The organism is Streptomyces sp. NPDC046985, assembly GCF_040644415.1.
Taxonomy (GTDB): Bacteria; Actinomycetota; Actinomycetes; order Streptomycetales; family Streptomycetaceae; genus Streptomyces.
The window spans coordinates 129,520-154,343 of the sequence record NZ_JBEYWK010000009.1; the positions used below are offsets into that span (position 1 = coordinate 129,520).

Below are 24,824 nucleotides of genomic sequence, written 5' to 3' on the forward strand. Positions count from 1 at the left end.
GCTGAGCGGACGATGCCACTTCCTGGCGCGCGGTCGCGAACGCAGCCGAGGCCCTTGGCACTAGTATCGAGACGGAGACGGTGAACACCGCACTGCGCGGGCGTTGGAGAACCGTCGGCCGCTTACCCGCCTGCGGGAGGCTGCCGGGGAGGACGCCTTCGATCTGGATCTCTTCGATGACAAGAGGAACTACCGTCGGTGAACGCCGCGCCGTTTCGTCAGAGCGGAAGGTCGTCGGGGAGCACCCGGAACGTCTTGTAGCGGCCCAACGGGCGCACGGCCCGGAAGTCCCGTCGGTCGAGGGTGAGGATCGCGTCAGTGTCGTAGTCGGCGGCAAGCGCCACGTTCACCGCGTCGGCGAGGTCGAGGTTCAGCGCGCGGCAGCGGACACGGACGGACTGGGCGGCGCCCAGGTGGTCTTCTGTGATCTCCGGCATGACGACACGACCCAGGCCCATCCAGCGCCGCAGGTCGTCGACCGCACTGAGGGCAGCCTCCCTGCCGAGCTCTCGCGTCGCCACGTGATCCAGTTCGGCCAGCAGGAGCGGGGACATGACGAGCAGGCCCGCCGCCATGATCGCCTCATTCGCCGCCCGGTTTTCCGGATGAGCCGAGTCCAAGGCTGCCAGGAGACCGGACGTGTCGGCGATGACGATGATCACGCGACCGATCCGGAATCCGAACCCGTCTCACGCCGGACGGCCTCGGCGACCGTGTCGCGGACCTCCGACTTGGACAGCGTCCGCCCCGGCCCCTCGAAGGTGCGCGAGAACAACGGCTCGTCCCAGACCCGGTTCGCCATGGCCGCAAGGTGGATGCCCTGGCGGATGATCTCAGCCTCGCTAACGCCTCGGCGCTTGGCGGCCTCCTTGATGATGGCCAGGTCTTCGGGGTCGGCGTAGACATTGGTGCGCTTCATGGACATGTACCAACAGTAGTCCATGTACCGAATTGGTGTACCCGGCACTATGGCGTGCTTTTCGTGCGCCTTAGCCCACCATCGCCGAAGGCCACGGGACAGTGGGTAGGGACGCGTCCCCGCACGGGCGCCCCCGCACGGAGGGCTGCGCACGGTGCACTGGCGGGCGCCCGCTGTCTCGTCGCCCTGCTGGGCCGGGCCCGCGAACGCGCGCACGAGGGTCCGGCGGGGCTGCCGCCCTGATCGTCGACGGCGGTGACGCGCAGGGTGACGAAGGAGGCGGTGGCGGGTACGACCTTCAATTGAGCCTCGATCAGGATGAGTTCGACGTCCGTCGCATAACCCGAGCGAAACGTCCACTCGTTGTGCCCGTCCGTGGACAACCGGGAGTACGCGACATGGCGGTGCACGGTCTCGTCGAGGGCGTACGTCTTCTCGGACGACGGCAGTCTCGACGAAGCCAGCGTGTGGAAGCTGTCGAGGCCCGAAGCCAGGGGGGGGGACGGACCGTCGTGACGGGCGAGGCAGGCACCGTGGTGGTGTAGCTGTGTGCGAGGTCGTAACGGTAGGGGCTCGGCACGCTCGCGGAGGCGCCCTTCCTTCTAGCCCGACGTCTCGGACGGCTGTCGGCGCACCGGGCGCGCCGCCCTCGTCATCCGGGCGCGCCGTCCTCGTCATTCAGGTCGTCATCGTTACCTCACCCCGCAGGCGTCCCGCCACTAGGACACGAACTGACCTAGACGGCTCCTATGGTTGTTCTTGCCGACGGAACAGGAATGCGGAACAGGGACACCGAAAGGCAGCGATCATGACCAGTAACGAGCTGAGCACCCGCGAGCTGAACGAGCGCCCGTCTCTCACCGGCGAGCGCGCCGACCTGGTGGAGACACTGGCCAAGCAGCGGCACTTCCTGCGGTTCACGACCCGGGACCTCACCGATGAGCAGGCCCGTCTGCGGAGCACCGCCGGCGAGTTGTGCCTGGGCGGACTGATCAAGCACGTCACCAAGGTCGAGCGGGGCTGGAGGGACTTCATCCTGAACGGGCCGTCGGCCATGCCGGACGTCACGGCGATGACCGACGCCGACTGGGCGCGTCGGGCGGACGAGTTCCGCTTGCTGCCCGAGGAGACGCTGGCCGGTGTGCTGGCCGACTACGCGGAAGAGGCGCGCCGGACCGACGAGTTGGTGACCGCTCTGCCCGACCTGGACGCCGCGTGGCCGCTGCCGAAGGCGCCGTGGTTCGAACCCGGTGTGCAGTGGTCGGCCCGCCGGGTGCTGTTGCACATCGTCGCCGAGACCGCCCAGCACGCGGGCCACGCCGACATCATCCGCGAGTCTCTCGACGGCGCCAAGAGCATGGGCTAGCCAGTGCCTGTCCGGCCCCGTGCACGTAGGCGTGTCCTCGGCGGCGGGGCCCGGACGCCAGTTCTCGGGCGCGCTGTTCCACTGTGTGCCGCCGAGCAGGTATTTGCCCTCGCACTGCGGGTCGTCCCAGGCATAGGTGCGGGTGCTCACCGTGAGCGGGATCTCGTCGCGGCTCTGGGCGCGGACTTGGGCGTGGTCCGGGCGTGGGCTGTGGGCGGGCGGCTTGGCGCCGGGCGTCCTGGCGGTTCGAGTCGCGGTCAGGGCCGGGGTCGAGGGACCCTTCGGTCGTGTGGAGGGCGACGCGGACGCCGACGAGTGCGGCGCGGAGACGGCGGGGGCCGACGCCCGGACGCGGACACGGCACCCAGCCCTGTCTACGCCTACAGCGCGCCGTTCCTGCGGGCCGGGGCCGCCGTACAGGCCCCGCTGCCGTGGGTCGAGGAGAGCACCCCGCAGGGCGTGCTGATGCTCAAGCCCGGCCAGACCGCGTACGCGGGCATCGCGACGTACTCCCCTGACGGCGAAGGCGGCAGCACCGAGAAGACCCTGGGCGTGCTCTTCACCGACGGGAACGGGAACGGGATCAGCAAGGAGAAGACGCTGAACCTGCCGAACGGCGGTGTCTTCTTCAACAGCGCCGCCGCCGTCACCTACTGGCAGGACAACGCGGCGGACACGCCCACCTGGTAGTCGCCTCGGCGTCCGCGACGCGGTCGCGCGACTGCCGCCAGCCGCCGACCGCCGACCGCCGACCGCGGGGACCGTGGTCCTGAAGACGGTCCCCGCGGCCGGCGGACGGCCTGTGCGCCGCGACCGGGTAAACCCCGAGCGAGTCAGCTCTGACCGGGTCGGGTCAGCCCCGGCTGGATCGGGTCGGCTTTGACCGGGTCAGCCCTTCTTGCGGCGGCGGACCAGCCATATGAGGGCGACCGCACCGGCGGCCAGCAGCGCGGGCTTGTTGTCCCGGGCCAGCCGGGCGCCCTGGGCCGCCTTCACGCGGACCGGCTCCGGCGCCTTCTCCTCCCAGAGCCGGCCGGCTTCGGCCGCCTTCGCGCGGGCCTGCCCGGCGGCCTGGGCGGCCTTCTCCTTGACCGGTTCCGGCAGCTTCTCCTGCGCCTTCGCCGCCGCCTCGGCGGCCTTCGCCTTGGCCTCCTCGGCCTTGGCCTTGGCCTCCGCGCCCTTGAGCGCGGCCTGCTCCTTCAGCGCACCGGCCTTGGCGGCGGCCTGCTCCTTGACCTCGGCGGCCTTCTCCTGGGCGCGGGCCTTGACGTCGGTCTTGGCCGCGAGCGCCTCCACGGTCTCCCCGAGTTCGTGGCGGGTCTGCTCGACCTGCTCGCGCAGTTCCTGCGGGCTGGAGGCGGTGGGCTCGTCGTGGGGCGGCTGGGTCATCGGTGCGCACTCTCCTTGATCTCGGCCACGTCGGCCTTCACGTTCTCGACCGTCTGCTGCGGGGTGGGCGGTGAGGCCAGGGCGACCTGCTTCTTCCCGATGAGCGCCATCACGCCGGCGATCACCCCGAGCACCGCGGTCACGATGAGGGCGGCGGCCCACACCGGCAGGGGCACCGCGAGCCCGGCGATGGCGGTGGCCACCAGGGCCTCCAGCATCAGGAACCCGACGAGTCCGGCCCCGCCGAACAGCCCGCCGCCCTTGCCGTACCGCTTGCCCTTCTCCTTCATCTCCGCCTGGGCGAGGCGGAGTTCGCCGCGTACCAGCTCCGTGAGCTGCTGCGACGCCCGTTGCACCAACTCCCCCACGGGCTCAGAGCTGTGGGTCTGCTGATCCGTCGCGCGGTGTGGCTGCGTACTCGACATGGCGATCACCTCCCGTCACTTGGTGACTGTCACTGCTTGCGGCGGAAGGCGCCCGCTGTGCAGACTCCGCCGCTCAGGCGCATACCCCGTACGGCGCGGTTCAGGACCGACGGCGTGACCCAACTGCTCGCGCACGCCGCTCGGGAGGGGCAAGTCGGCGCCCAGGGCGCCGCGTCGGCGGCCACCCGGTAGCCCGCCGACGCGGCGCCCGGGTGACACTGTGCGAGCGCACTGCTCCACCCAGGGCGCCCGCGCGCCGGGAGAACCGCCGCGCGGCGTGTGGGAACGCGGCGAGCCGTTCCGCGGTCCATACGGTTGTGCGCACGGGTGGGGGAACTGCGTCGAGGGGCCGAGCGGTGGGGCAACGGTACAGAGGGACGGACGGGCCGACCGGGGGTGCGGCGTGACGGGGACGGGCCGAGACGGCAGCCGGCGCGGGCGACGGGCGGCGGCCCGGCTCGCGCTCTTCGCGCTGTTCGTGCTGCGCACCCTGCGCGGCGAGTGGCATGCCATCGTCGTGGACCCGGTGCGGCAGTTGGCGCGCCGCGGGCTGTCCGGGCTGCTGCTCGCCTTCGTGGCCGCCTTCGGAGTGATCTTCTTCCACGCGCTCGCCCAGCCGCCCGCCGGTGAGGCGGCGGTACGGATCCTCGGCGGCGTCCAGGCGGACCTGCCGCTGTGGCTGGCCCTGCTGCGCACCCCCGTGTCCCTCTACGTCCCCGCCCTGGACCTCCCGGTGTGGGCCGGCATCACCCAGCTCTTCCTCGCCTTCGCGCTGGCCGAGCTGACGCTGGGCCGCCGCCGGACCCTGTTCATCTCCTACGCGACCACGCTGGCCGGCACGCTCACGGTGCGCCTGATGATCGCGATAGGCCCCGGCTGGCAGGGGCTGGGGCTGCCGCCGGAGATCGGCCAAGTCCTCGACACCGGGCCGTCGGCGGCGGTGGTGGGCCTGTTCACCTACCTGTCCGTGGTCCGCAGGGCGCCGGTCGTCTTCTTCCTGACCGGCGGCTCCATGGTGGCCGAGTCCGTGGTCAAGCCGAACCTGGCCGGGCGCGAGCACCTCATCGCGGTGGCCGCCGCGATCCTCCTGGCCCTGCTCCGCGAACGCCCTTGGCTACGTGTGCCGTTGCCTCGGCTGCCTCGCATGCGGCGCCGGGATCCCGCCGTCGCGCCGCCGGTGGTTGCGCCGGTGGTTCCGCCGGTGGTTGCGCCGGTGCTTCCGGTGCGCGTCGCCAGTCCCGAACCCGCGGCGCCGTACGCGGAGCGGGAACCGGCGCCCGCGCCGACCCCGGAACCGACCCCGACCCCGACCCCAGATCCGACCCCGAGACCGGTCCTGGCGCAGGACCCGGCCCGGACTCCGGGGCCGCCCCCGAGCCCGGCTCGGCTTCTGCGCGGCGACCGCGACCGCGTGCCCGGCGCGCGGGCCGGGGAGAGGACGGGGGGCTGAGCCGCCGGTGAAGCGTCCGTGCGCGTGCCGCAGGAGCGCGGCGCGCTCTCCCGCGTGACCTTCTCGGCGGCCCGCGGCGGAAGCCGCTGCACGGACCCCGGCGGCACGCCTGGGAAGCGCTACACGCCCCCCCGGCGGCCCGCCTAGGGCGCTTACTCCGCCGGAGCCTTACTCCGCCGGGGCGTCCGGCTCCGCGTCGAAGCTGGCGAAGTACGCCGCCGCCATGTCCTCCGCGCCGTGTCCCTGGGCGGCGGCGCGGGCGAACCGTTCGGCGCTCGCGGCGGCCATGTCCAGGCGTACGCCGTGATGCTCGCCGGCCTCGACGATCAGACGGGCGTCCTTCTCCGCGGTCGTCACGGTGAAGGTCGGCGGCATCAGCTCGTCGTCGAGGATGAGGGCGGCCTTGTCGTGCAGGTAGCCCATGTCGAGCGGGCCGCCGGCGATGAGATCGAGGAAGCCGTGCGGGTCCACCCCGAGGCCCTTGGCCAGGGACAGCACCTCGCCGGTCGCCACCGTGGCCGCGATGACCCAGCTATTGGCCACCAGCTTCAGCCGGGTCGAGGGGGCCGACGCCCCGTCCTCGCCGGTCCACACCGTGCGCGCGCCGACCGCGTCGAACACCGGGGCCACGGCGTCCCGCCCGTCCACCGGCCCCGCCGCCAGCACGCTCAGCTTCCCGTCCTCGGCGACCTTCCGGTTGCCCAGGACGGGGGCGTCGTAGAACACCAGGTCGTGTTCGCCGGCCAGCGCGGCCAGCTCGCCGATCGCGGGGAGACCGGCCGTGGTCGACTGCATCCAGATCGCGCCCGGCCGCGCCTCGGGGGCCGCTTCGCGCATCGTCTCCAGCACCGTGTCGCCGTCGTAGAGCATCGTCACGATGACGTCGGCGTCCCGCACCGCCTCGGCCGGGGTGTCCACGACCTGCGCTCCGTCTTCGGCCAGCGGCTCGGCTTTGGCGCGGGTGCGGTTCCAGACCCGGACGGCGTGTCCGGCGCCCAGCAGGTTGCGAGCCATCGCGGCGCCCATCATCCCGGCGCCCAGAAAGCCGACGGTGCGGCTGGTGTCGGTCATGCCCCTCTCCTTCTCCTCGTCCCGCGGGTACGGCCTCTCCTGGGTACCCGTGCCGCCGCGCTCGCACGCCCGGCCGCCGGTCCACGACCCCGCCGTGCCTGCGCGAAGACGCTCCTCAGTCCCGCGCGGCAGCCCCGCGCGGCCGCTGCCGGGTCACCGCCGGATTCCCGCGGACGGACCTCCGCCGACCGCCGCTCGCTCACCGCGCGAGCGGACGCTCCTTCCGCGGCCGTCACTCCGTCCCGACGCAGGCGCACGCTCCTCCCGCGGCCGTCACTCCGTCCCGGCGCCGGCGCACCCGCCTCCCGCGGCCGCCGCTCCCTCACCGCGCGGCCGCACCCGCCTGGCGTCCGTCCTCCGGGCTCACGCCATCCAGAAGAAGACCGCCGTCATGCGCTTCTCGTCCAGCGTGCGGCCGCAGTAGCCGGTCGCGCTGTGCACCAGGTTGGCGTGGTAGAGCAGCAGCCGGTTGGCGCGGTGCGGCACGCGCACGTCCTCCTCGAAGGCGTCCGGGGCCACGAACCGGGTGCCCAGCGCCTCGACGAGGTTGGTGTGCGGGGCCTGGACGACGTTGCCGCCGAGCCGGCCGCCGGGCAGCGACTGCCGGTAGAAGCTGGTGCCGCAGTCCTTGGGGACCGCCGGGTTGAGATAGAGCACGGCCGCGTACCGGCACAGCGCCCGTGAGTCGGTGTGCGGGCGCGGCTCGCTCTCGCCCTCGCCGACGACCTGCACGCAGTTGTGGTTGAGGGTGCCGCCGCCGGGCGCCTGCTGCACCCACAGCTCCTTCGCGCCGGTCGCCTTCCTCACCAGCCGTTCTACGCGGGCCAGTTCAGATGGTTCCAGACCCGGCATGGTGCGCAGCCCCGGCCACGTCTCGGAGGTGTACGGGTATCCCTTGACCCAGTCGTCCCGGTCCAGGCACCGCTCCCGTACGGCGTCCGGGTCGGGCAGGACGTCGTCGATCACCCAGTAGTCCCGGCCCTTGGTGGGCTTGCGGTAGGGCAGGACGGGGAGCGCGGCGGGCACACCGGGGGGAACGGGGGGCTGTGGGGGCATGCGGCCGAATGTAGGGCGGGCGTTCCCCAGGGCTCTCCCACGTTCCGGTCAACATTGCGTCAACCTTGCTGAGCAGCAACGCTGTTGACGTCTCGCCCCTGCCGCCGCCCCGTCCCCGCTCTTTCCGCACTCCCGCCGCTCACCCTCAGCCGGGTTTCTTTGCCAATCCAAAAGGTTCCGGACGTTTCCGTTCCCGTACTGCTGTGCGTACGAACCGCCTACGGGCGGACTCCCCGACCGGGCAGGAGACACGGTGCGCTTTTCGCGGAACGCGACGGGAACGCTCTTCGTGGGCGGAGCACTGGCTCTGACCCTCGGCGCGCTCGCCTACCCGGGCATGCTCGGTCTTCAGACCGTCTCCAGCGCGCCCACCCGGGTCATCGCCCAGACCCAGTGGGGGCCGCTCACCGAGTCGGACCGGGACTTCGTGGTGAAGGTGCGCGCGGCGGGGCTGTGGGAGTACCCGGTCGGCCAGATGGCCGTGAAGAAGGGCACCACCAAGGCGGTGATCACCGCCGGGCGGCACCTGATCGACGGGCACGCGGCGCTGGACGCGAGCTGCCGGAAGATCGCCCCAATGCTGAACATCACGCTGCCCGACCTGGCGAGCCCGCAGCAGCGCGGCTTCGTCAGCACGCTCAGCGCGGACAGCGGCAAGCAGTTCGACACCGACCTGGCGAACATCCTGCGGGTGACGCACGGCTCGATCTTCAACACGATCGCGAAGATCCGCTCCACCACCAAGAACACCCTGGTCCGCGCGCTCGCCAACCAGGCCAACGCCACCGTCCTGGACCACATCACGGTCATGGAGAACACCGGCCTGGTCGACTTCGACCAGGTGCTGTTCCAGGAGACGACTCCGCCGAAGCTCCCCGCCTCCGACATGACCCCGCCGCCCCCCACGGGCGGCCAGCCCCAGATCGTGCTCACCCCGCCGCCGAACGCCACTTCGAGCCCGCTCAACCTCGGCGACGGCGGCGGCGCGCCGGCCCCCAGCCCGACGGTGGGTTAAGCGGATAGGCAAGCGACCGGCCCCGGGGCTAGCGGGCCCCGGGGGCCCACCGCTTCGTCCAGGCCCTCCTCCAGCGCCACGGTCCCCCGCCCAGGCTGAAGAAACCGGGCCGGGCCCGCTGCGAGGCCCTGCTCATGGCCCACGAGTGAACGTCGTCCACGCGATGATCCGCACCGGCGCCCTCTACGCACCACGCACCCCGGGCGACGTCGACCTCGCCGCCTGACGGCTCCGCCGTTCCCGCGCATGGCCGAAGTCGCAGTACCTGCCGTGGCCTGGGCCGTTCTGGTCTGGCTGACTGCGGATGCCCGGAAACCCGGTAAGACAAAGGTCGCCGTGCGCACCTCCCCGGATCGAGCCGGCGCGATCTTGTTCTGCGCAGGGCGCTCGGTACAGCGGTAGTTTCCCGTACATACAGATCTAGGGGGAGGCGTTCTCGGCGGCACGCCTCTCCGCGCCCTCGCTTTCAGGGGAGACTCCCTTGTCCATGTCGATTCTCTATCGGGTGCGGGAGCCCTTTCCCGATGCGGCGAGCGCGCTGTCGCGGGGGCGCGCGATCATGCGCGAATTGGCCGACTGGGACGGCGTTCCCTGGCCCCGGCTGGAGCCGGTCACCACCCTTGAGCAGTACCTCTACGCTCTGCGCACCTTCAGCGTCGGACGGTTCGCCGGTGACCTGGCGCCGCCTTCCACCGGCCCGCTCCTGAGCGAACTGACACGCCGTGGCGTCGCGTTCGATCGTCTGGAGTCGAGCAACGTGTTCACAGCGGACACGCAGCTCCGCCCGGACCTGGCCGACCTGTGGCCGTTGCCCGAAGGCACAGCGCTCCTTCTCCATCTGACCTCGCCCTTCGGCGGCCCCGACAGCGAGCCCGAGGACGACTGCACCGCTGAGGAACTGGAGCGGATGGTCTCCGTGCTGGGACCATTGACCATGGGCGTGAGCTGGGACTGCGCCTGGCGGGACCTGCCCGATTCCAAGGGCTGCGGCATCCAGCTCTGCTTCAACAGCGTCTGGTGTGGTCAGCACACCGAGCCGGCTCCAGGTGAGTTCGAGGTCTGGGTCTCGCTCGGCTCCCGCGTCGCCTGGAGTCCAGCCGGCCAGGCCTGGCTGCGTGACTCGGGACTGCCGCTGGGCGAACCCCAGACGGGCTGGTAACGCACCGGAGTCCCGACGACGATGCCTCAGTTGTGGGTCAGCCGATGGCGATCACATGGCGGTCGCCCGGCTTGATCCATTTCATGGCGTCGGTCACGAAGGGGGAGGAACATACGAGCGCCGCTGTGCCGCCGCGTGCGGGTACAGGGTGTGTGGTCCGGGGGCGGGGAGGCACGGCGGCCCCGGGGCCTAGCGAACCCCGGGGCCCTTCGGGCCTGCGTGCTCTGGTGGCGCGGCGTCCTACGCCAGCCACACGGTGGTGTCCGGTGGTAGGCGGCGGGGGGCTGGGAGGGGGGTGCTGCTCAGGAGCAGTTCGCCCGGCGGCAGCGGGACGTCCGTGGCCGACAGGTTGGTCACGCATCGCCAGCCCTCGGACCGGGCGAACGCGAGCACCCCGGGCGGGGCGTCCTCCGTCCAGGTCAGCGTCTCGCCCGCGAGCAGCTTGCGGCGCAGCCGCAGGGCCGTGCGGTACATCTCCAGCGTCGAGCCCTCCGTCCCGTCCTGGACCTCGACCGCGTACGAGGCGAAGGACGGCGGCTGCGGCAGCCAGGCGGCGCCCGCGCCGAAGCCGTACGACGGCCCGTCAGCCGTCCACGGCAGCGGCACCCGGCAGCCGTCCCTGCCCTTGCGGACGTGGCCGGTCTGCTCCCAGATCGGGTCCTGGAGCACCTGGACCGGCAGGTCGGCGACCTCGGGCAGGCCCAGTTCCTCGCCCTGGTAGACGTAGGCCGCGCCGGGCAGTGCCAGCATCAGCAGAGTCGCGGCGCGGGCCCGGCGCAGTCCGGCCGCCGCGTCGACGGCCGGGGCGCGGCCGCCGGACATCAGCCAGGCGTTGTCGTCGGCGCCGGGCGGCAGCATCAGCCGCGAGGTGTGCCGCACGACGTCGTGGTTGGAGAGCACCCAGGTGGCCGACGCGCCCGCGGCGCGCGCGGAGGCCAGCGCCCGGCCGACGGCCCGGCGCAGCTCGTCGGCGTCCCAATCGGTCTGGAGGTACTCGAAGTTGAACGCCTGGCCCAGTTCGTCCGGGCGGGCGTACAGCGCGCGCCGGTCGTCGGGGACCCACGCCTCGGCGACGGCCGCGCGGGGCGGCGCGTAGGCGTCGAAGATCTCGCGCCAGTCGCGGTAGATCTCGTGCACCTCGTCCCGGTCCCAGTACGGGTGGCTGCCGGGCGCCATCCGGGGCAGCGCGTCCTCTCCGGTGACGCCGACGTTCCCGACGTCGCGCAGCGGCTCGTCCAGGTCCTTGACCAGGGCGTGGGCCACGTCGACGCGGAAGCCGTCCACGCCCCGGTCGGACCAGAACCGCAGGGTGGCGCGGAAGTCGGCGCGGACCTCCTCGCAGCGCCAGTTGAGGTCCGGCTGCTCGGGGGCGAACAGGTGCAGGTACCACTGCCCGTCCGGGACCCGCCGCCAGGCGCTGCCGCCGAAGACGGACTGCCAGTCGGTCGGCGGGAGTTCGCCGTGCTCGCCCTTTCCGTCGCGGAAGACGTACCGGTCGCGGGCCGGGGCGCCGGGGCCCGCGCGCAGCGCCTCCTCGAACCAGGGGTGCAGCCGGGAGGTATGGTTGGGGACGAGGTCGACGATCACCTTCAGGCCCAGCCGGTGGGCCTCGGCGACCAGGGCGGCGAAGTCGTCCAGGTCGCCCAGGCGAGGGTCGACGTCGCGGTGGTCGGCGACGTCGTAGCCGCCGTCGGCCAGCTCGGAGGGGTAGAACGGGCTGAGCCACACCGCGTCCACGCCGAGCGCGGCGAGGTGGCCGAGGCGCTGAGTGACGCCCCGGAGATCGCCGAGCCCGTCGCCGTCGGCGTCGCAGAAGCTGCGCGGATACACCTGGTAGACGACTGCCTGGCGCCACCAGTCGGGGTCGCGGGAGGACAGGTCGGGCGGCGGCGGGTCCTGGGGGGCGGGCTGGTCGCTCACGCGGTCTCCTGTTCGGCGCGTCGGGACGGCGGTCGGGCGGCGGGCGGCACCGAGCGCCAAGGGGAACTCTGTCCCGATCGCCGCGCAAGCGAACCTCGCGGTGCACTCAGGGGGCGCTCTCAGGGTCTTCCGTCCGGGATCAGACCGGGGCAGGCCGTTCAGGCCGATCCAGGGTGATCAGGGTGATCAGGGCGGGGCTCTGGCGTCGTGCACCACCGCCGCCAGGCGGAGGAGGGCGTCTCGGCGGAGCCTCGGCGACCGCCGGTGCTGCGGGGCGCGGCGCCAGAGCCTCGCGAGCCGGTGAGCTGTCCGGGCACGGCGCTAGCGTCCGGTCCCCTCCACGGCGGCCAGGTACAGCTTCACGTACCGTTCCGCGTCGACGTCCAGCGCCACGTCGACGAGGGGCTGTTCGCGGGCCTCGCCGTGCAGTTCCGCCTCGCCGGGGCGGGGGCGGCGGTCGACGACCGTCTGGCCGCGTGCGGGGCCCGGGGCGAGGACCACCTCCACCGGCAGCCGGTGCGAGGTGAGCCCCGCCGGGTCGGCCGCCGAGCAGACCGCGCCCGCGTCGCCCAGCCCGCCGGCCAGGCCGTCCTCGCCGGTGGCCGGGTCGCGGTGGGCCAGCAGCCGCCCCGCCAGCCGCGCGCCCGGCTCGCCGCTCGCACGCAGCCGCCGCACGTCCCCGGCCGGGACGATCACCCGCTGGAACACGTCCAGCCCGTACATCGTCGTCGGCACTCCGGCGGTGAGCAGGATCGCCGCCGCCTCCGGGTCGTGCCACACGTTGAACTCGGCGACCGCCGTGGCGTTCCCGGCGGCCACCGCGCCGCCCATGAACACGATCCGCTCGATGTTCTCGGTCACCTCCGGATGGGTGCGCAGCAGCAGGGCGATGTTGGTCAGGGGCGCGGTGGGGATCAGGGTGACCGGGCGCGGCGAGGCCAGGATCTCGTGGCGCAGCAGCGTCACCGCGTCCACGTCGGCGGGCCGGCGGGACGGCGCGGGCAGCCCGAGGTCGCCCATGCCGTCCCGGCCGTGCACGTGGTGCGCGGGGCGCACCGGCTCGATCAGCGGGCGCGCGGCGCCCCGGGCGACGGGGACGTCCGGGGCGCCCGCCTGCTCCAGCACGGTCAGCGTGTTGCGCACCACCTGGTCCACGTCCGTGTTCCCGGCCACGCAGCTCACCGCGCGCAGCTCCAGACCGGGGCAGCGGACCGCGAACAGCAGGGCGAGCGCGTCGTCGACGCCGGTGTCGCAGTCGATGATCACGGGAAGGGCGGGGGCGGGCAGACCAGTCACGGCGGGACTCCCTGGCAGGCGATCCGATCCGGCGACCCTACGCGTCGGCCGGTCCCTCTCGCAGTCCGCCGCGGCGCGGCGCCGCTTGCTGCGTGCGGGTGCGGCGCTTGGTGCCTGGCAGGTGCGGTGTGCCGTGGGCTGCTTGGCGGGTGCGGTGTGGCGTGCGCCGCCTGCCAGGTGCCGCCTGGCACGTGCAGTGGGCCACGTGCGGTGGGCCGCCTGCCGCCTGACGGGTGCCGTCTGCCACGTGCGGGTCTGCCGCTTGGCGGGTGCGGTGTGCCGTGTGCCGCCTGCCAGGTACCGCCTGCCACGTGCGGTGGGCCGCCTGCCGCCCGCCCACCGGATGCCGGCCGTCTGCCGGGTGCCGCCCGCCGCTACGGCGCGCCGCGGGCCGCGGGCCGCGGGCCGCCCGGGGCGGTGCCTCACCGACCGCGCCTCACCCACCGCGCCGCTTCCGTGAGCCGTCCGTGGGGCGGCCTCACCCGCGCGGACCGCCCGCGTCGCGGGGGCGGCGGGCGGGTGGTGCGGTGGGAGGACCGGCCGGGCGTGCGCTCGGGCGGCGCCGGCGCTCAGGTTCGCAGCACGACGTTGGAGGCACCCGCTCATGCACCGTCCCACGGTCGCCCGTCTCCTTCCCGCCTCCGCGCTGTGCGGGGCCGCGCTGCTGGCGGCCTCCGCCTGTGCGGCCGGGCGGCCGGCGACGACCGGCGACGCCCCCGGGTCGGCCGCCGCGGCCACCCGTCCGGCCGCCTCCGCCGCGCCGGGCGCCGCCGCGCTCACCGCCGCCCAGGCGCGGGCCGCGCTGCTGACCGAGGCCGACATGGGCGCGCCCTGGGGGCCGACCCAGGGCGCGGCGACCTGGCGGGACGGTGTGCTCAAGGCGCGGACGAACCTGCCGCAGTGCCAGCGCCTGCTCGACGCCCTCTACGCCGACCAGCCCCTCGGCGCCCCGGTCGGCCCCGGGGCCGTGGCCGGTTTCGACGACGCCGACGACCAGTCCCAGATGCGCTACCAGGTTCTCTCGCCGCACCCGGCGGACGCCGACCGCGCCCTGTCCTGGCTGGCGACGCTGCCGAGGGACTGCGCCAGCTTCGAGGCGACGACCACCCGGTCCGGCACGCAGAACGTGCAGGTCGCCGACCTCGGGCTGCCGAAGATCGGGGACGCCGGCCAGGGGCTGCGGATCACCTTCACCGCGACGAACGCCGGGGAGGAGGCGGAGGAGTACGACGAGGGGACCGGCACGACCCTGGTCCTGGTCGTCGCCGCCGTGCGGGTCGGCGACGACGCGATCACGCTGACCGACGGCGCCCTCGGCGCCGCCCCGCCGGACATCACGGCCGAGGCCGTCCAGCTCGGCGCCCGGCGCCTGACCGACGTCCGGCAACGGGCCCGCGCCCAGGCCTGACGGACGGCAGCGCCCCCGCCGACAAGCCCGACAGTCCCCACGGACGGCGGCACGCCCGCCTACAAGCCTCACAGTCCCCACGGACGGCGCCGCGCCCGCCGACAGGACCGACGGTCTCGACAGTCGCCAGGTCAGGTGGCGATGCGTTCCACGGCGTCCTTGGCCTCGGGCAGACCCGCGCCCGTCGCCTTCCGGTACACCTTGATCGCCTCGATCTTCCGTCCCGCGCGGACCAGTTCGACCACCTCGTCCCGCCACGGCTCGTCCTCACGCAGCCCCAAGTGGTCGAGGATCAGATCGAGTTTGCCTTCGACCCGCGCCAAGCGACGGTCGACCCGGGAGAACCGGCTCTCCAGGCCGCCGGCCACGACGAACACAGCCCCGACCCCGATGACGCCGACAAGGAACAACGTGATGTCCATGCGGCCATCTTAGGAACGAAAGTACGCCAACTGTGAGCTTTTCCGGCCACGTTGACGCGCCCGTGGCCACCGCTGCCGCCCCGCCGCTCAGTGCGGCAGCACCTTGCGCAGGGCCGCGTCCAGCCGTCCCGCCAGCACGGCGTCACTGGGCGGATCGCCGTCGAGCAGGGGCCGCAGTGTGTCGGTGAACGTCTGGGTGAAGGCGCCGTAGAACGGGGTGCGCGGGCGCAGGACCGCACTGCGCAGCGCCGGGAGCAGGATGCCGCGGGCGTACTGCGGGCGGCCGGCCGCGTCCCGCGGCATCTTGCTCTTGGCGCTCTCTCCGCCCGGTGACGCCGACGGGCTCGCGGCCGAGGCCGCCGGGGGGCACCTGACCGAGTCCTGCTGGTACGTCTTCACCCGGGTGGCGGCGAACCCCGCGTCCAGCAGGCAGCGTTCGCTCTCGGCGGTGGTGAGGTAACTGATCAGGTCGGCCGCTCCCTTGGACCGGTGCGAGGCGCTGGCCACGGCCAGGTTCTGCCCGCCGAGCACTGCCCGGCCGGGCAGCGGGGCGACGCCCAACTGCTCGTCGTTGAAGGTCTGGTGGAGCGTGCTGTAGGCGTAGGGCCAGTGCCGCAGGAAGACGGTGTGGCCCTCCGTGAAGGAACCGAGCGACTGCGGCTCATAGGAGTCCTTGGCCGCCGCCAGGGTGTACGGGCTCTCGACGCGCCGCCGCAGCTCGGTGATGCCGTCCGTCAGCTCCTGGCGGGTGGCCGTGTAGCGGCCGGAGGCGTCGGTGAGGGAGAAGTCCGTCGTGGCGGAGGCGAACGCCTCAAGGGCGTTGACCGTGAACCCTTCGTACGGGGCGAGCTGGGTGGTCCACGTGCGGAACTCCTTGGGGTGATCCGCCTGCGTCTCGACGGCCTCACCCCGCTCCTGAAGCGTCGACCACGTCAGGTTCGCGCTGAACGAGGCGTCGTCGTAGCCGGCCGCGCGCAAGTAGTCACGCCGGTAGTAGAGCAGCCCGACGTCGCTGTTGAACGGCACCGCGTAGACCCGGCCCTTCCAGCGGGCGGTCGCGGCCACCGGCGGGATGACGTCGGAGTCGACCATGTCGTCGGGCAGCGGCTCGATCAGGCCCGCCTCGGCGAACTCCGGCACCCAGGTCACGTCCAGGTTGACCACGTCGTAGGAGGAGCTGCCCGACTGGAGGGCGCCCAGGAGCTGGCTGCGCTGCTCGTCGGCGGAGCCGGGCAGCTCGACCAGGCGGGCGCGGTAGCCGGTTCCCTGGTCTCTCTGCTTGTCGTTCCAGGCGTCGATCAGCCGCTGGCGGACGCCGTCCTTGCCGGTCACGTCGCGGCCGCTGGCCACCACGATCGGTCCCGCCCCGAAGTCGGCGGCCGTCGCCGCCGGGCGGGGAGCGCTCCTGGTGCAGGCGCCGGTCGCGAGCAGCAGCAGGGACAGCAGACAGAGCGGCGCCAGCCGCCGCACGGAGCGCGAGCGCGCCCGCCGCACGGGCCGCAGCGTCCACGAGGCGCGCGGAGGCCGAGGGGAACGTGAGGGCTGGAGCACTCGTAGGGGCCGTAGGGACCGTAGGGGCCGTAGGGGCCGTAGAAGTTCTAGAGCCCGTAGGGGCCGCACGGGTCGTAGGGGTCCTCGGAGTCCTAGGGCCCCTAGGGCCCGCAGGGGTCGTAAGGCCCGTAAGAGCACTAGGAGCCGCAGGACCCCTAGGAGCCGTAAGGGCCGTACGGCTCCTAGGGGTCCTACGGGCCCTGCGGGCCCGGTCCGTGCCGGCATCAGCGCTCCCCCGTCCCCATGCGTGCGACCTCCTCGTGCAGGCTCCTGCCGATGTCCTCGCCCGCGTCGATGCAGCGTCCGTGGCTCTGCTGGGCGACCACCGTGTCCGGGCGCCCGTCGTCGCAGGACGCCGCGACCAGGGACACCATGTCCACCGGGATCTTCGTCTCCCGTGCCCGCTCCGTCACCTCGTCGAGGCTGCCGCCGGTCGCCAGCCGGTCGACGTCCTCGTCGTCCGTGAGGTAGACGATCAGCGTCGGCCGCGGCTCGTCGGCGCTGAGGCGCCCCAGGTAGTCCAGGGCTTCCAGCAGGGCCGCGTGCGGATCGGCGTCGGCGTCCTTCAACCGGGCGTCGTCGACGGCGGTTTCGGCCTCCGCACGCGTGTGGGCGCCGACGCCCAGCAATTGCGTGTGCGCGGAGGCGCCGCCGGTGCCGTAGACCGACCACACCCCGTACTGGTCCTGCGGGCCGAGGCCGTTCAGGGACTGCTTGACGAGGGCCGGACCTCCGCTGGCGGACTGCCAGTGGTCTCCCATCGAGCTGGAGCTGTCCAGCAGGTACAGCACCCGGCCGGGTCCGGTGGCGCCCCGGTAGCGCGCCAGCGCCGTGTCCATCGCCGCCTGCCCGGCCGCGCCCGGCAACGTCGCCGGGGCGGCCAGCACGCCCGCGGCCGGCGGGCCGGGGTCGAGCAGCGGATGCCCGCCCGCCGCCGAGCGGAAGCCCGCTGTGCCCAGCGCGGCCCGCCCCTCCGGGCCGGTCAGCCACTGGTGGAAGCGCGCTACGGCGCCGTCGCGGGCCCCCACGTCCCACTCGCCGGCGAACCAGCGCACCCGCACGAACGTGGGGGTCAGGGCCGGCACGTCGACCGGGTACTCGGCGATGCGCGGCGTGGAGTCCGCCCCGGGGCAGGAGACGTCGCTTCTGAGCTTGAACTCCGGTACCAGCGGGGCGGTCTGACCGCCCTTGGCGGCGGCGTAGGGCGGCGGGCACAGCATGTCGTGGGCGTCCGCGGCGGGCGGCCCGTTGAGCCGTGCGCTGTGCTCGGCGCCGCGCACGTCGCCGCCCGCTCCGTCGTACAGTCCGATCGTCGCCAGCAGCGCGGCGTCGGTGGTCTCCGGGTCGGCGCGCAGCACCATCGGGCGCTTGCCCTGCCCCAGGCCCTGGACCAGCCGGGACAGGGGGAGCCCGACACGGTCGCCCGGCGCGGGCGCCGCGCTCCGCGGCACGGCCAGCACCACCGGGGAGTACGCGAAGGGGGCCTTGTCCGCGCTGAGGTCGACGAAGCTGGAGTCCTGGCCGGTCTTGTCGACGGGGGCGGCCCGGGGGACGTCCGCGAGCGAGGCGGGGATCCACACGTCCGGCTGCGGCCCGATGTCCCGCTGCGGGTCGTCGTCGTCTTCCGTCGGGTTCCGCCACGCCTCGGTCTGCTCGCGCAGCGCGGTGAGCACGCCGTTGGTCCCGGAGCTGTAGACGGTGATGCCGCTGCGGCGGCATCCGGACCCGGTGGTGTCGGCGCCGGAGGTGAGATACGCGTCGGCGGCGCCGCGGATCGCGGTCTCCAGGTCGGGGTCGGTCAGCAGCCGCAGCTCCAGCGGCGGCGCGCAGGCGGGGCCGCCGCCGGGGCCGAGTATCCGGTAGCCGCCGAGCCCGGCGCCCGCGAGCGCCAGCACGAGGGCGGCGATCAGGACGGCCCGGACCGGGCGGCTCCGCCTGCGGAACCAGCGGCGCGCCGCGCGGGCCCGGCGCCGCGCGGCGCCCGGTAACGCCGCGAGCAGTCCCGCGGCGGCCCGTAGGGCCCTGACGGCGGCCCGTAGGGCCCTGACTCCGGCCCGTAGGGCTCTGAGCGGCCACGGGTCGATCGTCGGCTGGGGCGGGGGGATCAGCCGGTCCGGCCCCGCGGGCCGCGCGGTCAGCAGCGCGTCCGTGTCCGGCTCGGCGACCCACTGCGGCTCCCACGGGTCCCCGGAGTCCGTGGTGAGCCCCGCCCGCCGCATGCCCTCGCGCAGCCCCGCGGACAGCTCCGCGGCCGACAGCTCGCCGTCCGCGCCGAGCAGCCGCACGAGTTCGCCGGTGAACGGCGTGGGACCGGCGCCGTCGCCGGAGTACGTCAGGCGGTTGGCCTGCACGCTCATCAGCAGCATGATGCGGTGCCGGTGGGCGAAGTCGTGCCAGACCTTGGCCGCGTTGCCCGCGTAGCAGCAGTCCAGGACGACCACGATCCGCTGGGCGTGGCTGGCGGCGAGCACGGTGAGCACCCCTCTGAAGGCGTCCGCGCCCGGGAACACCGCCTGGCCGCCCGCGACCACGCGTGCGTTGCGCATCTGGAGGAACAGCTCGTCGCCCGCGCTCGGCACGGCGCCGTGCCCGGCGAAGTAGCACAGCAGCAGTCCGTCGGCGGCGCGGGCGGCGCGGTGCAGCTCGTCGGTGAAGTCGTCCAGGGTCGGCGAGGAGCACGCGACGACGTCCTCCTCGCCGAACACCCCGCCCTTCAGCAGGGTCTGCTCCAGCAGTTCGAGGTTGCGCGCGACGGCGGGAAGGCAGCCGGGGACCCCGTCGCCGGGGTGGACGTGGTCGTATTCCGAGACGCCGACCAGCAGCGCACGGTTCACCCGCCCTCGCGGGTCGAGACGACTCACCGGCCGCTATCCCCCGTCGGAGCGCACCGGATCCACGCGGGGCTCGGGTGGTTCGCCGCGCTCCACCCGTCGCCGGTTCTCCAGCCACGCCGACACCGCCCGCTTGACCTGCGCCAGCAGTTCGTTGAACACCACGTCGGCGCCCGCGGTGACGACGGCGAGCAGGATCTCCATGCCCGCGCCCATGTGTCCGGGCGGCCCGTCGGGGCGCGGCCGCTCCAGGATCTGCAACCGCCCGGCGCGGACCTGTTCCTCCAGCGGTTTCTCGCGCTCCAGCCACGTTTTCAGCGCGGCTACGTCGCCGTTGCTCGCGCTCCCGTCCAGCCGGACCCGGATGCTGCGGCCGGCCACGCCCTCCCCCTCAGCCATACTTCGTCATTCTGGCGCCGTCGGCGCCCCGTGGGGAGGGTCGTACCGCACTGAACAACTGACGTATGGTCGTACTTGGCGGCTTTTCACCGCCGCCGCGCGCGCGTCCCCGTCACCTCCGAGCGGGCGCCCTCGGCGCCTCCGCCGCGGCCCAGCGGTCGTCCGCGCCGCCGCTCCCGCGCGGGTCGCCGCTCTCGCCGGTCCAGCCGCTCTCGCGCCGGTCGCCGTCCTCGCCGGTCCAGCCGTTCCCGCCGGTCGCCGTCGCCGACGTTTCCGGCGCCCCTCCGGCGCGCGTCATTCCTGCGGCTGGAGTTGCCGCAGCCCCTGCCGTACGTGGTCCAGCGCGCCCGCCCTAGAGCCCGGCACCCGGCCGCGCAACTCGGCCAGAAGCAGACCTAGTTCACGGGCACGGCCAGGATCGGCGATCCGCCCCCACTGGTGGTGCGCCCGGTCGACGGCGGCCTCGACCGCCCGGGAGTCGCCGCTCTGGCCCAGGGAGAGGCGGGTGGCGGCCACGGTCAGCCAGGCGCGGCAGCTTCCGGCGGCGTCCCCCGCGAGCATCGCCAGGTCGGCCCGTACCTCCGTCCAGTGCAGCGCGTCCTCGGAGGCCGAGCCGTGCGCCTGGGCGGCGGCCCGCTCCCAGCGGGCGGCGAGCGCGTCGGCGTCGCCGTGCCGCCCTGCCCGGACGCAGGCGGCGACGGCGGCGTGCGGATCGGCCGCCTCGGCGCGCCGGGGCGCGAGCACGAGCTGCGGTCCGGCCTCCGCCCGGCCGGCCTGCTCTCCGGCCAGCCGCGCCAGCGCCTGCTGGTGCAGGTCCTCCGGGGCGGGGCGGCGCCCGCTGCGCAGGATCGTCGCGACGGCCTTCATGTACGCCGGGACGGCCACCGTGCGCCGGCGGGGCGGGGGCGCGACCCGGCCGTACACGGCGACGTTGCGGCCCGCGTCCAGGCCGCCCGGTCCGCGCTCGCCCAGCAGCCGCCAGCTCTCCGCGTCCGCGTGCAGGTCGGCGACGAGCGTGGTGGCGCCGTCGGCGCGCAGCCGCAGCTCCTCGCGCAGCCAGTGCCAGGGCAGGGCGGTGTAGCGGACGGTGGCCGGGGCGGTGCGGGCCAGCGCCAGGTGCGGCAGGCGCTGGCGGCGGTCGGACTGGAGCTGGCCGGTGACGTAGAGGGTCAGCGGTCCGGGACTGGCCGCGGCGGCCCGCAGCCGGGTGAGGACGGCCTGCGGCTCCAGCGGGTCGGCGAGTTCGACGACGCTGGCGGTCGCCGTGCCGGACAGCACGGCGGGCTCGACGGCGGCCAGCGCCGGGAGCACGGAGGCGGCGTCCACCAGGCGCCCCCGGCCCACGGGCGAGGCCGCGAGCAGCAGCACGGTTCCGGGCATGGTCCCCCCGCGTGGGTGTCTCCGTCGGTCGCGTACGGCGCCGGTCGCGGCCGCGCACGGCGGCCCGTCCTTCGCGTACGGCGCCACCGTAACCGCTGCCGCCGGGAAGACGCCGGTCACAGCGCTGGCCGGGGGCAAGGGCGTCGGCGCCGCGGGGGCCGGGGGGGGCGTCGGGGGTTGCGGTGGGGGGCGGCGCGGCGAGGGCGTACACGCGGCGGGAGACGCGGGGTCGGCGCGGGGGGTCGCGTCGGAGGCTGGCGAGGCGGCGGGAGCGTAGACGCGGCGAGAGGCGCGGGATCGGCGCCGGGGACCGGCGGGGCAGGGGCGGCGGCGCGGGATCGGCGCAGAAAACCAGCGGGGCAGGGGCGCGGGATCGGCGCCGGGGACAGGCATGGCGGGGGCGCAGGCGCGGGGGACCGGCGGGGCGAGGGCGTAGGCGTGGAGGACAGGCATCGTGGGGGCGTAGGCACGGGGTCGGCTCAAGGGCTGTGCCGGTCACCCTGGAGTGCGGTCCTGGAGTGCGGTCGGCGCCAAGGGCTGTGCCGGTCACCATGGAGTGCGGTCGGCGCCAGAAGCCGCGCCGGTCACCGTGGGGAGCGGCCGCCGACGGGCCTGGGCATGCGGGGAGTGCGCGCGGCGGCCCGCCGGACCGCGAAGATCGTCGTGTCGTCGCTCACGCGCCCGCCGCCGTGGCGCAGCGTGCCGTCCCGGACGCAGGCGACCAGGCGCTCCGGCTCGACGGTGCGCGGGTCCGCGGCGAGGGCGCGGCACACCTCGGCGGCGAGCGGATAGAACGCGCCGAAGCTGTCCCGGGCCTCCGTGACGCCGTCCGTGAACAGCAGCAGCGTCTCGCCCGGGGCCAGCGCCGCGCAGCGCACCGCCGGCAGCCCCTCCTCGGTGAGGTCGGCGAGCCCCAGCGGCAGCGCCTCGCCGTAGGGAAGCTGCCGCACCCCCGAGGGGCCGACCACTAGGGGCGGCTCGTGCCCGAAGTTGACGACCCGGACGCTGCCGCGGTCGTCCTCGGGGAAGTCGAGCAGGACGGCCGTGGCGAAGCGCCCGCCGTCGCCCCGGCCGGACGCCCTGCTGTGCTCGCGGTGGCGCAGCATGCGCAGTTCCAGGCGGCCGCCGACCGTCGCCAGATCATTCTCGTGGTAGCCGGACTCGCGGAAGGTGCCGAGCAGCGCGGCGGCGGTCTCCACCGCGCCCAGCCCCTTGCCCTGGACGTCGCCGACCAGGACCCGGGTGCCGTGGGGACCGGGCTGGATGTCGTAGAAGTCGCCGCCGATGCGGGCGGCGGAGTCCGCGGCGAGGTACACCTCGGCGTGCTCCAGCCCGCCCCAGACCGGGGGCAGCGGGCGCAGCACGACGCGACGGGTGGTCTCCGCCACGTTCTCCATGTGCAGCATCATCAGTTCCCCGCGGCAGCGCACCGCGCAGACCAGCACGGCGAGCACCCCGCCCGCGGCGACCAGGATGAAGTCGGGCAGTCCGAAGCGGTACTGGTGCGGCCAGGCGCTGTCCGACAGGACGTAGCAGGCCATCGCCAGCACGGCGAAAGCGGCCGTCGTCCACACTCCGCAGATCGTCGCGCTGATGGCGGGCACCAGCACGACCCACGACAGGATGCGGAACACCCCGCCGGTGTTCCAGTCGACCGCCAGGATCGTCACGAGCAGCGCCATGGGCGCCAGCCAGGCCACGCTGCGGCCCCGCACCCGCAGAAACGGCTGGCGGCCCGCGACGTCCGGGCGACCCTCGCTCACGGCCCCCAGCGAACCACAGGCGGACACCGGCCGCACCCCGACTTGCCAGCGCCCCTCCCCCGGTGTGCCCTGGAGAACGGGGGCGACGAGTGACGAGGAGGAGCACTCCATGGCTCACACGGCACCGGTACCCGCCCGCACCGCGCCCGTCGGCGCCCGTTCCCCTCTCCCCGCCCGGCCGCCCGACCTCTTCGGCCCGCGGGCGCACGCCCTGGGACGGTGGGCGATCCCCCTCGCCATCGGCCTGGTCTACGGGCTGTGGGCGGCCTCCGTCCGGCGCTCCGGCGGACCGATCACCGCGGGGAACGTCGCGTTCGGCTTCGTCAGCGCGGTCGTGTTCGCCGTCCTGATGGCGGCCGTGCTGACCGTGGCGCCGCGGCTCCCCTACGAACTGCACGCCGTCGCCTGGGCGCTCTTCTGCGGCGCGGCCTTCGGCTTCCTGTTCCACCAGGCCGGCGACACGGTCCCGCTCACCATCCTGCTGGGCCTGCTGTGCGCGGGGGGCGTGGGCCTGATGTGCTTCTACCGGTTCTCCACGCACGAGCGCGTCTCCCCGCACGAGGCCGCGGGCGGTCACCGCGCGGGCTGACGTCCGGCGCCGCGGCCGGGCGGGTCGGCGCGGCCGCGTCGGCACGTCCGGTGGACCGCCTACGCGTACGGGCGCGCCCAAGCGGACCGTCTCCCGGGTACGTCGGCGCGCTCAAGCGGACCGTCTCTCGGGTACGTCGGCGCGCCCAAGCGGACCGTCTCTCGGGTACGTCGGCGCGCCCAAGCGGACCGTCTCTCGGTACGTCGGCGCGGGCACGCAGACCGGGTCGGCCGCGTCGGAGGGAGCGCGGGTCACCCGATCGCCCGCCCACACTGGCGCGGACGGCGCCGGGAGCCTTCGCTGGGAGGGTGTCCCGTAGCCTGCGCAGCGGCCTGTCGGCCGTCCTGATCGCCCTCTCGTGCCTGCTCGTGCCGTTCGGCGCGCTGTCGGCCTGGGCTGCCTACGGGCTCGCCGACACCGGGCGCTACGTCACCGCCATGGCGCCCCTCGCCGGCGACCCGGACGTGCGCGACGCGGTCGCCCAGACCGTCGGCGACGGCATCGTGCACGGGATCGGCCACGGGACGGACTCCCGGCTGATGCGCGGCACGGTGTCGCCCTTCGTGCACGACGCGGTGCGGTCGTTCACCCAGACCGCCGCCTTCCGCACGGCCTGGGACGAGGGCAACCGGGCCGCGCACGACGCCGTCCTGAGCGCCCTGCGCGACGAGCGGGACCACGCGGTCACCGTCGACCTCGCGCCCGTCACCGCCCACGTCAAGGCTCGGCTCGCCCAGGACCACGTGCCGCTCGCCAACCGCATCCCGGTGCAGCACACCGAGGTCGCCCTGCTCCCGGCCCACGACCTGGGCCGTCTGCGGAAGGGGTTCCACATGCTCGAAGTCGCCGGCTTCTGGCTCCCCGTCTCGGCCGTCGTGTTCGCCGCCGCGGGGATCGCGCTGGCCGCCCGCCGGCGCATGGCCGTCGTCGCCACCGCGCTCGGCACCGCGCTCGGCGGCGCGCTGCTCGCCCTCGCCCTCGCCGTCGGCCGCAGCCTGACCCTCTCCGACCTGCCCGCCGAGGTATCCCAGCCGGCCGCGGGCACCGTCTACGACGCCCTGACGTCCACCCTGCGCACGGCGTCCTGGCTGCTGATGGCGCTCGGCCTGGGGGTGGCCGCGCTGACCTGGCTCACCCGCCGCCGCGCCGGCCGCTCCGGCCCCCGTCCGCGCCTCCGGCTGCCCTTCGGGCGACGCGGGCGCGCGTCCGAGGCGCAGGGTCCGGCCCAGGCGCCGGAGCCGCCGCGCGTACGGGCCTGACCGCGCCGCCCGCGTCCGGGGCGCCCTGACCGACGGTGCGCGCGGGCGTCCCCGACACGGTCCTGCCGCCCCCCGCGCTCTCCCCTGCCCGAGAACGTCGTCGGGGGCCGCTAACCTTACGTGTCCGTCCTGGCCAGGGATTGACGGGACAACTCA

At 74.3% G+C, this 24,824-nt stretch carries 22 protein-coding genes and 1 pseudogene; 8 read left to right on the top strand and 15 right to left on the bottom strand.

Features of this window, described 5'->3' with window-relative positions; genetic code table 11:
* Positions 1 to 218: 218 nt before the first annotated feature.
* Together ABZ861_RS14165 and ABZ861_RS14170 are read right to left on the bottom strand one after the other, a co-directional pair.
* Positions 219 to 662: a PIN domain-containing protein gene (locus ABZ861_RS14165; protein ID WP_361628949.1), complete on the bottom strand. Its 444-nt coding sequence runs from the start codon at positions 660 to 662 to the stop codon at positions 219 to 221.
* Positions 659 to 925: a CopG family transcriptional regulator gene (locus ABZ861_RS14170; RefSeq protein ID WP_361628952.1), complete on the bottom strand. Its 267-nt coding sequence runs from the start codon at positions 923 to 925 to the stop codon at positions 659 to 661. Before ABZ861_RS14170 ends, ABZ861_RS14165 begins: the two co-directional genes overlap by 4 nt.
* Positions 926 to 1,727: 802 nt before the next feature.
* Between ABZ861_RS14170 and ABZ861_RS14175 the strand changes: the two genes are divergently transcribed.
* Entirely contained in the window at positions 1,728 to 2,285 is a 558-nt protein-coding gene (locus ABZ861_RS14175; protein WP_361628955.1) for a DinB family protein, read from the top strand.
* Between the two features lie 315 nt (positions 2,286 to 2,600).
* Positions 2,601 to 2,975, top strand: a complete 375-nt coding sequence (locus ABZ861_RS14180) for a DUF4232 domain-containing protein (RefSeq protein ID WP_361628958.1) — start codon at positions 2,601 to 2,603, stop codon at positions 2,973 to 2,975.
* Positions 2,976 to 3,173: 198 nt separating this feature from the next.
* On the opposite strand, the gene ABZ861_RS14185 is transcribed toward ABZ861_RS14180, so the two are convergent.
* Positions 3,174 to 3,674, bottom strand: coding sequence for a DUF3618 domain-containing protein (locus ABZ861_RS14185; RefSeq protein WP_361628961.1), 501 nt, complete (start codon positions 3,672 to 3,674; stop codon positions 3,174 to 3,176).
* On the bottom strand, positions 3,671 to 4,099 hold the full coding sequence (locus ABZ861_RS14190) for a phage holin family protein (RefSeq protein ID WP_361628964.1): 429 nt from the start codon (positions 4,097 to 4,099) through the stop codon (positions 3,671 to 3,673). The genes ABZ861_RS14185 and ABZ861_RS14190 overlap by 4 nt, the downstream gene beginning before the upstream one ends.
* Positions 4,100 to 4,502: 403 nt before the next feature.
* Between ABZ861_RS14190 and ABZ861_RS14195 the strand changes: the two genes are divergently transcribed.
* Positions 4,503 to 5,549 carry a hypothetical protein gene (locus tag ABZ861_RS14195; RefSeq protein WP_361628967.1) on the top strand — a complete coding sequence of 349 codons (1,047 nt, stop codon included), beginning with the start codon at positions 4,503 to 4,505 and terminating at the stop codon, positions 5,547 to 5,549.
* Positions 5,550 to 5,717: 168 nt separating this feature from the next.
* Here the strand turns inward: ABZ861_RS14195 and ABZ861_RS14200 are convergent.
* Together ABZ861_RS14200 and ABZ861_RS14205 are read right to left on the bottom strand one after the other, a co-directional pair.
* Positions 5,718 to 6,638, bottom strand: a pseudogene (locus ABZ861_RS14200) (NAD(P)-dependent oxidoreductase); the annotation flags it as partial.
* A gap of 345 nt (positions 6,639 to 6,983) precedes the next feature.
* Positions 6,984 to 7,676, bottom strand: coding sequence for a DUF6445 family protein (locus ABZ861_RS14205; RefSeq protein ID WP_361628970.1), 693 nt, complete (start codon positions 7,674 to 7,676; stop codon positions 6,984 to 6,986).
* A 289-nt stretch (positions 7,677 to 7,965) separates the two neighbouring features.
* Here ABZ861_RS14205 and ABZ861_RS14210 point away from each other — a divergent pair, with 289 nt between their 5' ends.
* Positions 7,966 to 8,691 carry a DUF4142 domain-containing protein gene (locus tag ABZ861_RS14210; RefSeq protein ID WP_361628973.1) on the top strand — a complete coding sequence of 242 codons (726 nt, stop codon included), beginning with the start codon at positions 7,966 to 7,968 and terminating at the stop codon, positions 8,689 to 8,691.
* A gap of 487 nt (positions 8,692 to 9,178) precedes the next feature.
* Positions 9,179 to 9,850: a hypothetical protein gene (locus tag ABZ861_RS14215; protein ID WP_361629342.1), complete on the top strand. Its 672-nt coding sequence runs from the start codon at positions 9,179 to 9,181 to the stop codon at positions 9,848 to 9,850.
* Between the two features lie 240 nt (positions 9,851 to 10,090).
* Here ABZ861_RS14215 and ABZ861_RS14220 read toward each other — a convergent pair whose 3' ends face one another.
* Both ABZ861_RS14220 and ABZ861_RS14225 read right to left on the bottom strand, forming a co-directional pair.
* On the bottom strand, positions 10,091 to 11,770 hold the full coding sequence (locus tag ABZ861_RS14220; protein ID WP_361628975.1) for a glycoside hydrolase family 13 protein: 1,680 nt from the start codon (positions 11,768 to 11,770) through the stop codon (positions 10,091 to 10,093).
* Between the two features lie 321 nt (positions 11,771 to 12,091).
* Positions 12,092 to 13,066 carry a nucleoside hydrolase gene (locus ABZ861_RS14225; RefSeq protein ID WP_361628978.1) on the bottom strand — a complete coding sequence of 325 codons (975 nt, stop codon included), beginning with the start codon at positions 13,064 to 13,066 and terminating at the stop codon, positions 12,092 to 12,094.
* 604 nt (positions 13,067 to 13,670) lie between these two features.
* Between ABZ861_RS14225 and ABZ861_RS14230 the strand changes: the two genes are divergently transcribed.
* Positions 13,671 to 14,474: a hypothetical protein gene (locus ABZ861_RS14230; protein ID WP_361628981.1), complete on the top strand. Its 804-nt coding sequence runs from the start codon at positions 13,671 to 13,673 to the stop codon at positions 14,472 to 14,474.
* Between the two features lie 131 nt (positions 14,475 to 14,605).
* Here the strand turns inward: ABZ861_RS14230 and ABZ861_RS14235 are convergent, their stop codons facing one another.
* From ABZ861_RS14235 to ABZ861_RS14265, 7 genes are all read right to left on the bottom strand, one after another.
* A complete protein-coding gene (locus ABZ861_RS14235) occupies positions 14,606 to 14,896 on the bottom strand; it encodes a ribosomal protein L7/L12 (protein ID WP_361628984.1) in 291 nt (96 codons plus the stop codon).
* Positions 14,897 to 14,983: 87 nt separating this feature from the next.
* Positions 14,984 to 16,390 carry an extracellular solute-binding protein gene (locus ABZ861_RS14240; protein WP_361628987.1) on the bottom strand — a complete coding sequence of 469 codons (1,407 nt, stop codon included), beginning with the start codon at positions 16,388 to 16,390 and terminating at the stop codon, positions 14,984 to 14,986.
* Between the two features lie 281 nt (positions 16,391 to 16,671).
* Positions 16,672 to 19,308 (bottom strand): caspase family protein, encoded by a 2,637-nt coding sequence (locus ABZ861_RS14245; RefSeq protein WP_361628990.1) that lies wholly within the window; start codon positions 19,306 to 19,308, stop codon positions 16,672 to 16,674.
* 6 nt (positions 19,309 to 19,314) lie between these two features.
* Positions 19,315 to 19,677 (bottom strand): hypothetical protein, encoded by a 363-nt coding sequence (locus tag ABZ861_RS14250; RefSeq protein WP_361628993.1) that lies wholly within the window; start codon positions 19,675 to 19,677, stop codon positions 19,315 to 19,317.
* Positions 19,678 to 19,789: 112 nt separating this feature from the next.
* On the bottom strand, positions 19,790 to 19,975 hold the full coding sequence (locus ABZ861_RS14255; protein ID WP_361628996.1) for a hypothetical protein: 186 nt from the start codon (positions 19,973 to 19,975) through the stop codon (positions 19,790 to 19,792).
* Complete coding sequence (locus ABZ861_RS14260; protein WP_361628999.1) at positions 19,972 to 21,057, bottom strand: hypothetical protein; 1,086 nt, start codon at positions 21,055 to 21,057, stop codon at positions 19,972 to 19,974. The genes ABZ861_RS14255 and ABZ861_RS14260 overlap by 4 nt, the downstream gene beginning before the upstream one ends.
* 584 nt (positions 21,058 to 21,641) lie before the next feature.
* On the bottom strand, positions 21,642 to 22,739 hold the full coding sequence (locus tag ABZ861_RS14265) for a SpoIIE family protein phosphatase (RefSeq protein ID WP_361629345.1): 1,098 nt from the start codon (positions 22,737 to 22,739) through the stop codon (positions 21,642 to 21,644).
* Positions 22,740 to 22,929: 190 nt separating this feature from the next.
* Between ABZ861_RS14265 and ABZ861_RS14270 the strand changes: the two genes are divergently transcribed.
* Together ABZ861_RS14270 and ABZ861_RS14275 are read left to right on the top strand one after the other, a co-directional pair.
* Positions 22,930 to 23,409, top strand: coding sequence for a hypothetical protein (locus ABZ861_RS14270; protein WP_361629002.1), 480 nt, complete (start codon positions 22,930 to 22,932; stop codon positions 23,407 to 23,409).
* A gap of 308 nt (positions 23,410 to 23,717) precedes the next feature.
* Positions 23,718 to 24,668, top strand: coding sequence for a hypothetical protein (locus tag ABZ861_RS14275; RefSeq protein WP_361629005.1), 951 nt, complete (start codon positions 23,718 to 23,720; stop codon positions 24,666 to 24,668).
* Positions 24,669 to 24,824: the final 156 nt, after the last annotated feature.